Annotated in this window: 9 protein-coding genes; 2 read left to right on the top strand and 7 right to left on the bottom strand. The window is 59.8% G+C overall.

Annotated elements, in window-relative coordinates; translation table 11 throughout:
• Positions 1-38 precede the first annotated feature (38 nt).
• The 7 genes from OHL18_RS00215 to OHL18_RS00185 form a co-directional block, all read right to left on the bottom strand.
• Positions 39-743: a 4'-phosphopantetheinyl transferase family protein gene (locus tag OHL18_RS00215; protein ID WP_263372823.1), complete on the bottom strand. Its 705-nt coding sequence runs from the start codon at positions 741-743 to the stop codon at positions 39-41.
• A 49-nt stretch (positions 744-792) separates the two neighbouring features.
• Entirely contained in the window at positions 793-1,608 is an 816-nt protein-coding gene (locus OHL18_RS00210) for a thioesterase II family protein (protein ID WP_263372822.1), read from the bottom strand.
• 29 nt (positions 1,609-1,637) lie between these two features.
• The gene (locus OHL18_RS00205) at positions 1,638-3,179 is read right to left on the bottom strand and encodes a glycerol-3-phosphate dehydrogenase/oxidase (RefSeq protein ID WP_263372821.1); all 1,542 of its coding nucleotides are present in this window, start codon (positions 3,177-3,179) and stop codon (positions 1,638-1,640) included.
• A gap of 146 nt (positions 3,180-3,325) precedes the next feature.
• Positions 3,326-4,054 (bottom strand): MIP/aquaporin family protein, encoded by a 729-nt coding sequence (locus tag OHL18_RS00200; protein ID WP_263372820.1) that lies wholly within the window; start codon positions 4,052-4,054, stop codon positions 3,326-3,328.
• A gap of 50 nt (positions 4,055-4,104) precedes the next feature.
• Positions 4,105-5,607, bottom strand: coding sequence for a glycerol kinase GlpK (glpK, locus tag OHL18_RS00195; RefSeq protein WP_263372819.1), 1,503 nt, complete (start codon positions 5,605-5,607; stop codon positions 4,105-4,107).
• 118 nt (positions 5,608-5,725) lie between these two features.
• Positions 5,726-7,285 (bottom strand): hypothetical protein, encoded by a 1,560-nt coding sequence (locus tag OHL18_RS00190; protein ID WP_263372818.1) that lies wholly within the window; start codon positions 7,283-7,285, stop codon positions 5,726-5,728.
• A 30-nt stretch (positions 7,286-7,315) separates the two neighbouring features.
• Positions 7,316-8,338 carry an aromatic ring-hydroxylating dioxygenase subunit alpha gene (locus OHL18_RS00185; RefSeq protein WP_263372817.1) on the bottom strand — a complete coding sequence of 341 codons (1,023 nt, stop codon included), beginning with the start codon at positions 8,336-8,338 and terminating at the stop codon, positions 7,316-7,318.
• A 331-nt stretch (positions 8,339-8,669) separates the two neighbouring features.
• Between OHL18_RS00185 and OHL18_RS00180 the strand changes: the two genes are divergently transcribed.
• The gene (locus tag OHL18_RS00180) at positions 8,670-12,032 is read left to right on the top strand and encodes a TonB-dependent receptor (RefSeq protein WP_263372816.1); all 3,363 of its coding nucleotides are present in this window, start codon (positions 8,670-8,672) and stop codon (positions 12,030-12,032) included.
• Between the two features lie 153 nt (positions 12,033-12,185).
• Entirely contained in the window at positions 12,186-13,487 is a 1,302-nt protein-coding gene (locus OHL18_RS00175; protein ID WP_263372815.1) for an aminotransferase class I/II-fold pyridoxal phosphate-dependent enzyme, read from the top strand.
• Position 13,488 lies beyond the last annotated feature (1 nt).

Genomic DNA, 13,488 nt, shown 5'->3' with positions numbered 1-13,488 from the left:
AATCCCTCCAAGGTGGGAGCGAAACGGGTGATCGGGGATCAGGTTTCGGAGGCGAAATTAGGGAACGGGAAGCTGAGGAGCCGGAGGCCGGCTGTGTGACCGGCTGTCGCCACGGCGCATGTCGCGCCTTCAACGACCGCTATATCTCTGACAAAAAAAGTGCGCTGAGAGAGTCCATCTGGGCTGAGGATCGTCACCGGCGTCGGGCAGGAGGCGTCATCAACCGGGATCTCAAACGAGGTGAGCGGAAGGGATAGCCCTCGGCCATCAGCCTTTACTACCGCCTCTTTTCTCGTCCAACGCTCGAAGAAGAACCTTGAGCGGGCGGGAATATCGTCAATAGACAGCATGAGCGACGTCTCGTGTTGAGTGAGCGAATGCCGCGCGACCTCCTCCACCTCCGTCTTTCGGTCGAGATATTCGATGTCGATCCCGATGGGGCCGGTCAGGCTCAGAGCGATTAGAACCGTCGATCGCGAGTGCGCAAGGTTGAAGTGAATCCTCCCGCTATATGGAGTGGAGAGTTCGGGTTTGCCATATTCGGCTGCGACGATGGGAACTTCTTCAGGAGCAATACCCAGGTGGGCTCCGAGCAGCGTCCTTACCGAACTCCTGCCTGCGAGAAACTGCATCCTTACTTGTCCGGCTCGCAGTCTAGCAGCGCGTTCTGTCTCTTCGGAGTTCAGAATGCGGAGATAGGCCGTCTCGTCCAAAGCTGCGTCGGAGAGTTCGATCCGCCACACCTGCACTTCACCTAGCGCAAGTTTCGGTATTCCGGTGGGGAGCCCCCGGTCACCGGCCATCGGAACCTGAGAGCTGATTGTGAGATGGGAGACCCGCCAAGGCATTCTGGAGCCGGTTTGCAATCGCTTCCAGAAGCGCGGGCCTGCTTGCGCCGTTCAGATAAAAGTGGTCGCCCTCGAACCAGAGGCTCTCGAAGCGGCCTGTTGTGTGCTCTCCCCAGGCTGTGAGGCCTGTTTGCGATACGTTCTTGTCCTCTTTTCCGGCGAATGCCGAAACCGGGCAGGCGAGCGGAGAGCGCGCTATGTAAGTATGGGTCTCGAGGAGGGTCAGGTCTGCACGCAAGATCGGAAGGTAGACCTCCAGTAGCTCTGGGGTTTCGAGGATCTCTTGCGGTAGGCCACCGTACCGGATCGCCAGAGCATCCAGAAACTCCTCGTCCGTGAGCTGGTGGATCGACCCGTGCTTCATGGGAACGTGGGTCGCGTTTCGGCCGGAGACGAAGAGATGGGCTGGCTCCGGCTGGCCGTGCTCGCGGAGGCGCAGCGCGAGATCGAGCGCCAGCAGTGCGCCCATGCTGTGGCCGAAGATGGCGTAGGGTTTGTCCGTGCGGTCGGCGATAGCCAGCGCGATCTCTTCGATCAAGGCCTCGGAGCTTGTATACGATGGCTCGGCGAGCCTGCTCTCCCGGCCGGGAATCTGCACCGGGCAGATCTCGATCTCTGCCGGTAGCTGGCGCTTCCAGCCGTGGTAGCTCGCCGTCCCTGCACCGGCGTGCGGGAGGCAGAAGAGGCGAACTCTCGCGTCGGGGTTCCGGCCCAGTGACAGCCACGATCCACTTCTTCCCGCGCCATTCGACAGTGTCATCGTTCGAGTCAGCCTCCGAGACGATCTTACTAGGGCAGGTAGAACGTCGCTGCCAGCTTGCGGAATGCGTCGACCTGCGCGTTCACCCAATCCTGTCCGAGGCCAAGCTCTGCCGCCATCGTTGCGGCGACTACGGGAGCGGCGCGCTCCGCGGCTTTGGCATCGGTCATCAAAGCTCGCATGCGGCGTGAAAGGACGTCTTCGACTGTTCGTGCCATCTCCTGCCGCACAGAAAAGACGACCTCGGCGAGGCAGAAGGGAAGAGCTTCGTCGACCTTCGCGGCTAGTTCGGGGCGCTCGGCGATCAGCGCGCGAATTGCGTCTGCGTCTGTGCCATAGCGATGGAGCGGGCCGGTCTCAGGATTGGCCGGAGCTCCGTGGATCTTGATCTCGCGCGTCCGGCAGGGCTTGTTCGCCAGCATCGAGTGCCGAATCGCGAAGTCGAGGGTGTCCTGCGCCATCCGGCGATACGTCGTCCATTTTCCGCCGGCGACGGTAATCAGGCCCGTGGGCGAGACGTCGATGTGATGTTCGCGGGAGAGCTTTGAGGTGGTTGCGCTCTTGCCGGTGACGAGCGGGCGGAGTCCGGAGAAGACGGACAGAATGTCTTTCCGCGCCATTGGCTTCGCGAGGTAAGGATTGATATGGGCGATCAGGTAGTCGATCTCCGATGCCTCGTGCCCCGGCTCCATCTCGACGGCGGTTGCGGCGAGGTCTGTTGTCCCGATGACGACCTTCCCACCCCACGGGATGGCGAAGATGACGCGGCCATCCTCCGTCTTCGGGATCATGATGGCGTTGTCACTGCCGAGGAACGACGGTTCGACGACGATGTGCGTCCCTCGGCTTACGGAGAGCAGCTTCGGGATCGCCGGGTCATCCTTTTCGCGGATGTCGTCGGTGAAGATGCCGGTTGCATTGATGACGACCTTCGAGGTGACGGTGTATTCAGCGCCTGTTTCTTCGTCGTCCACGACGGCTCCGCTAAGCTTTCCGCGGGTCTTTAACAGCGAGGTCACGCGGGCGTAGTTGAGCACGGTCGCCCCGTGGTCTTCGGCGGTTCGTGCCAGCGCGAGAGCGAGGCGCGCGTCATCGAACTGGCCATCGTGGTAGAGAATGCTGCCGCGCAGGCCTTTGGTGGCGATGTTGGGTAGCCGTTGCTGGGTACTCTTTGCGCCCAGAATGTGCGTTGGCCCCATGGTCGACTTGCCCGAGAGCAGGTCGTAGATCTTAAGGCCGATTCCGTAGAACGGCAGGTCAATCCACTTATAGGCGGGAAGAAGAAAGGGCAGCGCCTGCACCAGGTGCGGAGCGTTCCGCAGCATGACGGCGCGCTCGTGGAGGGCCTCGTAGACGAGGTGAATCTGTCCGCTCGCAAGGTAGCGAACGCCGCCGTGAACCAGCTTCGTCGCGCGGCTGGAGGTAGCCTGGGCAAAGTCGCCAGCCTCGACCAAAGCTGTCCGATAGCCACGCGTCGCGGCGTCGACAGCGATGCCGAGTCCGGTGGCCCCGCCGCCAATGATCAGAACGTCGAACTCCCCCGCCAGTGCTTCAAAGGCCTTGCTTCGCATAGTTTTCTTTCTGCTGGCCCCAGGTTGCGCTCGCTTCCAGCTAGGCCAGGGCTTCAGCCTTGGCGATAAAACCGGTCACGGACGCGGGGCTTTAGCCCCTGGGGTATGCCTTCCTCTTATTCGATGCCAGACTCAACTTCTTTGCACTATATCCCCGTTACCCGCAAAAACAATCCGGCCAAAGCCGCTCCGATCACCGGGCCAAGCACCGGAATCGGAGCATAGCCCCAGTCCGAGCCGCCCTTACCGGCTATGGGCAGAATAGCGTGAGCGATCCGTGGCCCCAGATCGCGTGCGGGATTGATCGCATATCCTGTGGTTCCGCCTAGCGAGAGACCGATCCCCCAGACCAGGATCGCGACCAGATAGGGTGCGAGACCCGGAGCAGGACCGGCAGCAGCGAATGACTTCGCGCCCAGCGCTCCGATCACGATGATCAGAACCGCAGTTGCGATGATCTCGCTCAACAGATTCCAGAAGGGACTGCGTATAGCTGGAGCGGTGCAGAATACCCCAAGCTTTGCTGCGGGATCTTCGGTGAGCTTCCAATGCGGAAAGTAGAAGAGCCATACCAGCGTCGCTCCGACCATGGCTCCCAGAAACTGCGCCAGGATGAAGGGCACGAGCTGGGTGAAGTCGCCTGTCTTTACGGCGATGGCTACGGTCACAGCGGGATTCAGGTGCGCTCCCGGACTGCCGCAGGCGATGGCTGTGACCACTCCGCAGAAGACGGCGAAGCCCCAGCCGGTGGCGATGACCATCCAGCCAGCGGCCTCGGCTTTGGACTGCTTCAGCGTGACGGCGGCGTTGACGCCTTCGCCCATCAGAATCACGACGAGAGTTCCCATGAACTCCCCAAAGACCGGTGATAACAAGGCAGTTCCCTCAGTGGCTCGAAGTGCAGGTTATATAGCGATTCGTACGGCTACTCATCAATCCAATCGAAGGACCGGGTGACGGCCTTCTTCCATTGCTTGTACTGGCGGTCTCGGGCGGCGTCCTCGATCTGAGGCTTCCAGACGCGGTCAACCGCCCAGTTTGAGATCAGGTCTTCCGTGTCTTTGTAGTAGCCGCAGGCGAGGCCCGCCGCATAGGCCGCGCCCAGCGCCGTCGTCTCCCGCATCTGGGGACGGACGACGGTGCGATTCAGAATGTCTGCCTGGAACTGCATCAGCATCTCGTTCTGCACCATGCCTCCGTCGGTGCGAAGCTGTTCGAGCGAGATGCCGGAGTCTGCTTCCATCGCCTCTAGCACCTCACGCGTCTGGAAGGCTGTGGCCTCGATGACTGCCCGTGCGATGTGGCCTCGGTTGGCAAAGCGTGTCAGGCCTGTAATCACGCCGCGCGCGGTGTCCTTCCAGTACGGAGCGTAAAGACCGGAGAATGCGGGGACAAAGTAGACGCCGCCATTGTCCTTCACCGTCTGCGCGAGCGTCTCGATCTCCTCGCTCTTGTCGATCATGCGAAGGTTATCGCGAACCCATTGCACCAGCGCTCCGGTGATCGCGATGCTGCCTTCGAGCGCATACACCGCCGGCTGGTTGCCGAATTTGTAAGCCAGGGTCGTGAGCAGGCCGTTCTTCGAGATCACTCGCTTCTCGCCCGTATTGAGCAACATGAAACAACCAGTGCCGTAGGTGTTCTTGGCCTCGCCGGGCTTGAAGCATGTCTGTCCGACCAGAGCGGCGTGCTGATCGCCCAGGATGCCGGCGATGGGAACTCCCGCGAGGCTTGTCCGTTTCATGTCGCCATAGTGCTCGCTGCTCGAACGGATCGCCGGGAGCATCGAGCGCGGAATGTTGAAGATGCCGAGGATCTCCTCGTCCCAGTCCAGGGTCTCTAGGTTCATCAACTGCGTCCGGCTGGCGTTGGTCACGTCGGTTACGTGGACGCCACCGTTGATGCCTCCGGTCAGGTTCCAGAGAAGATAGGCGTCAATATTGCCGAAGAGCAGATCGCCCTTTTCTGCCAGTTCGCGGGCACCCTTGACGTTGTCCAGCACCCAGCAGATCTTCAAGCCGCTGAAGTAGGTCGTGAGCGGCAGGCCTGTCTTCGCCTGGAAGCGATTCTGGCCGCCTTCCTGGGTCAGCTTCGCAACGTAGTCTGCGACCCGGGTGTCCTGCCAGACCAGGGCGTTATAGACCGGAGCGCCGGTCAGCCGGTTCCAGACGACCGTGGTCTCGCGCTGGTTGGTGATGCCGATGCACGCAAGATCTTTGGCGCGCAGGCCGCGCGCTTCGACCGCCTCGTCGATCACCTCAAGCGTGCGCCGCCATATTTCGAGGGGATCGTGTTCGACCCAGCCTGGCTGGGGATAGATCTGTTCGTGTTCCTTCTGCGCTACCGAGACGATTCGTCCCGTCCGATCGAAGACCATGAACCGCGTGCTCGTCGTGCCCTGGTCGAGGGCTCCTATGTACTCCGACATCTCTTACCTCGCGTGCGAGAGGCCGCTCCGCCCTTATGGGTAAACGGTTGCACTCCCCGGTCTCACACTGTATCCCAATCGATATTCCATGCACCAGTGCCGCCCATCGCGCCACCCGCTATTGCGACAACTCGGTTCGTTTTGCATACCAGTGGCACAGCAAGAGGAAGCCTGCTCCCGCGGCATAGCTTGCGCTGACTGCTGGCACTTTTCCGAAAGCGATAGCACTTTTTACCCCGTCCAAGGCGATGGTGAACGAGTGAATCAGACCGAAAAGCGAGAGGATCGCGCCTGCGGCCATCCATCCCGCAGCGGCGAGAAATCTCCGGTCAAACATGAAAGAGAGCGCCGCCGCCCATACCATCGAGATCAGCAGGGACCCCTGCGCCAGCGAGATCAATCCATAGATTGCAAGGTCGCTGCCGAACTTCGGCGCGACCGCCAGCATGGTCGACCCGGCCACCCGCACCGCCAGCTCCACCACCTGCAGTGTCCATTGAGCAATCAGCGGAATCAAACCCAACGCGACGGCGATCGCGTGGTTCGCTGAGACCTCGCTGAACGCCTGCCCCATCATCACCAGCCCGAACCAGATGATGACCGCCGCCGCGACCTCAATGGGAATGACTCGCAGTACCAGCGGTAGGATGCCGGTCACACATAGCGTAAAGGTGGTTACTCCGCTAAGAGCCGAGTATCCCACCCGCGCCCCATTCGCCTTATGCGCCATGTGCCCGAAGTAGAGCGTGGTCGGGAACGGGCTGCCGAAGAGTGCCGCCACTAGCGTCGCCAATCCATTTACGAGGAGAGATGGCAGAGTTGGGTAGTCGTCTCCGGCGATCTTCACGCTCTCTAGAATCTGCAAGGAGACGATGGTGTCGAGCGCGCTCATTGGAAGAATGATCGCGAGGTATCGCCAGCCTTCGCTGTGCCGGATGAAGGCGAAGACGTTCATTGGATGTGGGAGGTAGAGCCCCGGTGCCGCCGCTGGCGCGGCTGGCGGAGCGTAGAGATGAAAATATCGTAACGCCAGCACGATCACAGCTCCGACGGCCATTGCCAGGGCGGGTGCGGGAATGCTAAATGGCAGCTTCAAGTGCGAAGCGTACAGCGCGAAGAGAATCACCATCGGAAGGATGCCTATGGCCGGCGTCTGGAAGACTCCGAAGATGAAGCCAAGGCAGAGAAAGCCAAGCGCGATTCCGGCCAGCGGGCATAACATGGCAGCGCGTGGTGTCGAACGCCGCAGCCAGTCGGTGCAGAACGCTCCCGCCGTTTGGACCACTCCACTCAGCAGGCACGCGAAGACTCCTACCTGCCAGGCAAGATTTGGATCGTGCGTCCGGACATAAACAGGCTCCATAATGAGGAAGATGTAGGCGAAGATGGTTGGGGCATTCACGCCAAAGGGGATCGCGGTGACATCGCTCCTGCCCGTTCGCTTCGCGAGCTGATAAGCCTGCCAAGAATAAAAGAGATTTCCCAAAAGGATCGAGATCGCGATGCCGGGCAGCACTCGTCCCACCATCAGGCTTTGCGACAGGCCGCAGACCGCTCCTAACCCAGCTATCAAGAGAAGATCCGGCAGACCGCTGAAAAATAGCCCGAGAAATCCGTCCACGTCGCCGCTGGTGAACCATTGCGGGGAGAAGCGGATTGCCGGAGCCGTCGTTGCCATGCTTCTCCTTATGCTCTGATCGCGAGAAAGCTACGCCACTCCATACTTCAGGCCTGTCGCCCTAAGCCACTTGCGATAGGCGATCGCCATGCGATCCGAACGCAGATGAAGCTCTTCCTGCAGATCAAGCGGCAGCAGTTCAGGGCGTTGCGACTCCACCACAGCTTTATCCTGCATGACGACGGTTTGCTGAAACGCCCGCAGATCCTGTTCGGGAATCTCGAATCCGTAGTTCATGGCGAAGACGGCCCAGGCTTCGCTGAAGCCTTCTTCGGTCGGGGTGATGGTGTAGCCCATGAAGAGCTTGTTATCACCTTGGGACTTGATGAAGCTTGCGACGAGCGGAGCGTGCACCTGGTAGTCATAGGTCACCTCGGCTGCCCGCCCGGTGCCATCGGGGTCTGGCTGATGGATGCGGATGTTCCTCGCCACCGGGCCAACGCCGTGGGCCAAGCCTTCCTCCACTTCATACTCCGGGATCGCTTCGTGCTCGGCGTCGCCGAGCAATCCGGCATGAACGATGGCCAGATGCCCTACGTCGAGGAAGTTCTCGATCAGTCTTGGTCCCTTCGCTTCGAAGCTGTATGGGCCACAGAGAAACATTCTGCAGCTCGTATCTTCGGCGAGCGGGAACGCGGGTACGTCGCCAGAGGGCTGGGCAATGCAGACCCAGATCAGGCCGTAACGCTCGCGCACATGAAAGACATTGGCTCGCGCGCGCAGCGGAGGAGTTCGGTCAGGCTGCGCGGGAATATGAATACACTTGCCGTCGCCGTCGTAGACCCAGGCATGGTAAGGGCAGACCATGCAGCCATCGCGCACTTTCCCAAGGGAGAGCTTGGCTCCTCGATGAATGCAGAGGTCCTGCCAGGCATGGATCCTGCCGCCATCGCGCCATAAGACGACGTCTCCGCCGAGCAGCCTTCGTGCGACCGCTTGTCCAAGAGGCACGTCGCCGCTTTGCGCGACCACGAACCACTGGCCCCGCAGCACATCGTCTTGCAGTACGGAGTTCGCACCGGCATTGTCCGGAAAAGGGGATGCATGACTCAAGTCAACAAGCTCCTCGTTTCCCTGTTTATACACCGGTGGATTGACTCTTCCTCTGTCGAGAACTTCAAGCAGACTGCAGAAAGAAGCGAGGTTTTTTTGCGCTTATCACATTTGAATAGGCAAGACGTCAATGAATATTGGCTTGACTTGCCCATGATCCTGCTAGACGCTTAAAGCTACAAACTACTTTCAGCCGCTTACAGTATCGAACCGTGCTCCGGATAAGAAAGGGCCACGGCATCGATACTCGCACTTTTTTGCGGAAGTCTCACTCCCTTCACCCACCGCCCATCTGTTATCGGTGGCCTGCTTCAGGAGCGCCTCAATACCTATGAAATTCATCATCGAATCGAAACGGCTTCTCGCCCTCGCTTCAACCGCGCTGCTCCTCTGTGCGCTGGTTATGCCTGGAACTGCTCAGAACGCCGCCCTCGGCAACATCTCCGGAGTCGTTCGCGACTCGGCGGGAGCGGTAATTCCTAACGCGACCGTTGTCGTGACCAACACTGCGACGGGAGCGTCCCGCACTGTCACCACCAACGGAGAGGGCTACTACAGCGCCACCTTCCTTCAGCCTGGAGTGTATGAGGTCATCCTCGGCGGCGGTAGCTTCGGCAAGGTGGATCAGAAGAACGTCAGCGTCATCGTGGGTACGAACGCCACCGTCGATGCGACATTGCCCAATGCAAGCGTCTCTACCGATGTGACCGTGTCGACGGAAGCCCCGCTGCTCGATACCGACAAGGTAGCCGCTGCCCAGGTGATCTCGGAGACACTCGTATCGAACCTGCCCGTGAACGGTCGCCGCTTTGATAACTTCGTCCTCGGCAGCCCCAACGTCGTTCCGGACGGTAATACTGGATTGATCAGCTTCCGGGGCATCTCGGGCATCTACAACTCGAACATCGTCGACGGTGCGAATAACAACCAGGCCTTCTTCTCGGAGGCTCGCGGTCGCTCCATCGGCGCACCGTATGTCTATCCGATCGACTCCATCAAGGAGTTTTCGTCGGAGAATGCAGGCTATTCGGCTGAGTTTGGACAGGCGGCTGGCGGTGTCATCAACGCCATCACGAAGTCCGGTGGCAACAAGATGCACGGCGATGCCTATGAGTACTACCGTACGCCCGGCTACAACGCCATCGATCCCTACACCAAGACCAAGCCGGTCAAGGTGCAGCATCAGTTCGGCGGCTCCATCGGCGGTCCTATCATCCAGGACAAGCTCTTCTACCATTTCACGTACGATGGCTACCGCAAGGTCACGCCGATCACCTATACCAGCACCTACAACACGGCGGCAGGGCAGAGCATCAACGATCTCGCGGGTCTCTGCGATCAGCGTGCGTCGGGATACATCACTCGCGGAACGTCCATCTATCCCTCGACCATTCCGAATATCTCAGCCGAGCAGTGTTCCGCTGCAGTCACATTCCTACAGACCAAGCAGCTCGGCACCTACGGCCGCAACGTTAAGCAGGATGTCTTCTTTCCTCGCATCGACTACCAGTTGAACGAAAAGACCCATCTTTCGACCAGCTTCCTTTGGGAGAACTTCCACCAGCCGAACGGCTACAACACCGCGACCAATGTATCGAACGGTGGCATCACCCAGAACGGTACCGCAGACTTCCATTCGCGATTCTTCGTCGCGAACGCGGAGACCGTGCTCACGGCGCGGTCGGCTAACGTAGTCCACTTCCAGTGGGCGCGCGATCTTGAGACGGACAGCACCAACTCCGGAGGTCCAGCCATCAGCCTCACCGGCATTGCGGCTTACGGCGAGACCAGCGCTCTTCCCCGTGGAGCTTTCCCCGATGAACATCGCATCCAGTTCACCGATATCTACTCGATCGCTCTGGGTCGCCATGCCATCAAGGCCGGCGGTGATCTCAACTTCATTCACGAACAAATTCAGAACCTCTTCCAGGGCGACGGTAGCTTCACTTACGCGACCGGCACCTCTGAGTTCAACTTCGCAAACTGGATCCAGGACGTCTACCAGGTCAATGGAGGCCGTCACTACAACTCGTTCACGCAGGTCAACGACCCGATTACGAAGGTGGGTGCCGATGACTTCTGGAACCCGGACATCGACGGCTTCGTGGAAGACAGCTACAAGATCCGTCCGAATCTGCTTCTGAGCGCCGGAATTCGTTACGACGTGCAGATCGTGCCTCAGCCTGATAAGCCCAACACCTCGTCGGCCGTGGCGACTCTGTACACGAGCACAATCAACAACTACAAAGGCATGATCCAGCCGCGTGTCGGCTTCTCCTGGTCGCCGTATGACAAGACCGTCGTCCGTGGCGGATACGGCATCTTCTACGGCCTCAACTCGAACTCGGCCTACTACACGCAGCGCCGCGAGAATGGCGTCTATCAGCAGCAGTTCAACGTGAACGCGCTGACCAATCCCAACAAGCCATACGTCGCAGCGACGAGCGCTCCGACGGGACAGCCCAACCAGAGCTTTCAGCAATCTGGCGCTTATGCGGCTAACGCTCCGCAGGGTGGAGTACCTGAGTTCACGCCTCCGGGACCGGCTCCGGTCAATCAGGTAACTGGAGCGGCGAATCCGGCTGTGAACACCGGTCTCGCGCTCGGCACCATCTCCGCTCGCGGTCTCGATCCGAACTTCAAGAACCCCGAGTCGATGTCGTTCGATATCGCCGTCGAGCAGGAACTTCCCTTCCACACCTCATTCACCGTCTCTTATGTAGGCAACCGTGGGCTGCGCCTTCCGGTCTTCGTTGACACCAACGTCGATCCGGCTTCCGCAGTGACCAACCAGTACCAGTTTCTGCCTAAAGGCGGCACTCCCCAGTTGATCTCTCTGCCTTTCTATACGGCCCGTCTTTCAAACAATACGGGTTCGATTCTGACTGGCTTCTCGGACGTGAACAGCAACTATCACTCCTTCGTTTCGACCGTTCGCAAGCCCTTCAGCAACGGTGTCGAAGTTCTGGCTAACTACACCTGGGCTCGCGCTATGGATGGCGGTCAGGTCTCTGGAGTGAACGGTACCTTCAACGGCACCGATACCCCGATTGATCCTTTTGCTCGTGGCAAGCGTTCCGGTCGCAGCGCGGAGTATGCACGTTCCGATCTCGACGAGCGCGGACGATTTGTAGCTTCGGTCGTCGCTGCGCCCACCGTCAATCGCTTCGTTGAAAACAAGGGCGTTCGTTATGCGCTCAATGGATTCACGGTTTCGGGTAGCGTCACGGCGCAGACCGGCCAACCGCTTACCGGCGTGCTGGCCAGCGCACCCGTTTCGAAGATCGGGGACGGCGGAATTACCGGGGCAGAGCTTTCGCTCTTCAACTCCGGTACTCCAGGTCGCGTGCCTGACCAGGTGGCGGGCCGTAATCACTTCACCGGCCCTGGCATCCATAACGTGGACGCCCGGATCTCCCGCGACTTCACCATCCACGAAGGTATCAAGCTGCAGCTCTTCGCGGAGGCCTTCAACGTCGCGAACCACAAAAACATCCTGGGCGTTTCAACCAGCCTCTTCACCTTTGTCACCCCCGGTACTGCGTACAACGGCGGGGTTTGTCCGGCAACCGGCAACAACGGATGCATCGTTCCGCTCGCGGCGAGTGCTACACCTTTTGCGGCGACAACCAGCACCAGCAGCCTTCTGTTTGGCCCCCGTCAAGTTCAGTTGACGGCCAAACTCTTCTTCTAAACAACTCAGATCGTTGTACCAAGAACGGTTCCGGAACTCCGGAGCCGTTCTTGCTTTGTGGCATATGCGCTTTTGAGTTCGCCACATCCGAAGTGAATTCAGCCCCTTTTCCTTCCAATGCCGCCCGCTTTCGTCTACCATGTAAAGAAGTTCATGCCAAATTCATACGAAACTATCGTCGAAGCTGAGACCGCTTCGAAGGCTTTTCCGTCTTCCTCTGGCCAGATGTTTGGCGGCTACTTTTCGCCGGGGAAACAGTGGAACTTCAAGAAGAGCGATCTTCTCGACACCCGTGCGCGCCGGATCTTCGAGACGACGGCCATGGCATGCAACGCCGACGCCTACCCGTACCACATGCCACTCGAGGCTAAAGCTGGCCCCTGCGTGCAGGCTGACGGCCACGAGATGCTCATGATGTCGTCCTACGACTACCTGGGACTCATCGGCCACCCGCGCATCGACCGCGCCGCCATGGACGCGATCAAGAACTACGGCACCAGCACCAGCGGTGCCCGCCTGCTCACCGGAACCCTGGATATTCATGTAGAGATGGAGCAGGCCCTTGCGGACTTCAAGGGCACTGAGGCTGCTCTTACCTTCAGCTCCGGCTACATGGCGAATCTCGGCCTGATTACCGGCCTTTTTGGACCCTCTGACCGCATTATTATCGATGCCCTGTGCCATCGCAGCCTGCTCGATGCCTGCCGGATGGCCGGCGTGCATGTTCAGCGCTTCCGTCATAACGACGGTGAGAGCTTGATTCACGAGATCAAGAATGGCCCCCCGGCAAACCGCACCGTCATCGTCTCCGATGGTGTCTTCTCCATGGATGGCGATATCTGCTGCCTGGCCGACCTGATCGCCATCAAGAAGGAGTACGGCTGCTACCTGCTGATCGATGAGGCCCACTCCTCCGGCGTTCTTGGAGCTACCGGCCGCGGCACCGACGAGCACTTCGGCATCAATACCGATGAAGTCGACATGTGGACCGGCTCGCTGGCCAAGTCCATCCCTTCGGTCGGTGGATTCATCGCCGTTTCCCGCGAACTAGCGATCTTTCTCCAGCACGCTTCGTCGCCTTATATCTTCTCGGCAGCCATGGCTGCTTCGGCGGTCGCCGCGATCATCGAAGGCCTCGCTGTCCTCAAGGAAGAGCCACAGCGTGTGGCCCGCATTAAGCACAACGCTGACTACCTTCGCGATGGCCTGAATGCTCTCGGATACGATACGGGCCTGTCCGAGACGGCGGTCATTCCTGTCATCCTCAAAGACGAGATCACCACCGGGCTTTTTGCGCGCAAACTTCGTGATCACGGGATCATCGCCGCTCCGGTGATGTTTCCGGCGGTGGCCCAGGGCGCGGCACGGCTGCGCCTCTGCGTCACGGCCGCACACACGCAGGACCAGCTCGGGCATGTGCTCGACGTGTTTCAAAAGCTCTCACCCAACAACTAGA

Origin of the sequence: Granulicella aggregans (genome assembly GCF_025685565.1) — a bacterium.
In the GTDB taxonomy this organism is placed as follows: Bacteria; Acidobacteriota; Terriglobia; order Terriglobales; family Acidobacteriaceae; genus Edaphobacter; species Edaphobacter aggregans_B.
This window is presented reverse-complemented; position numbering and strand designations above follow the sequence as displayed.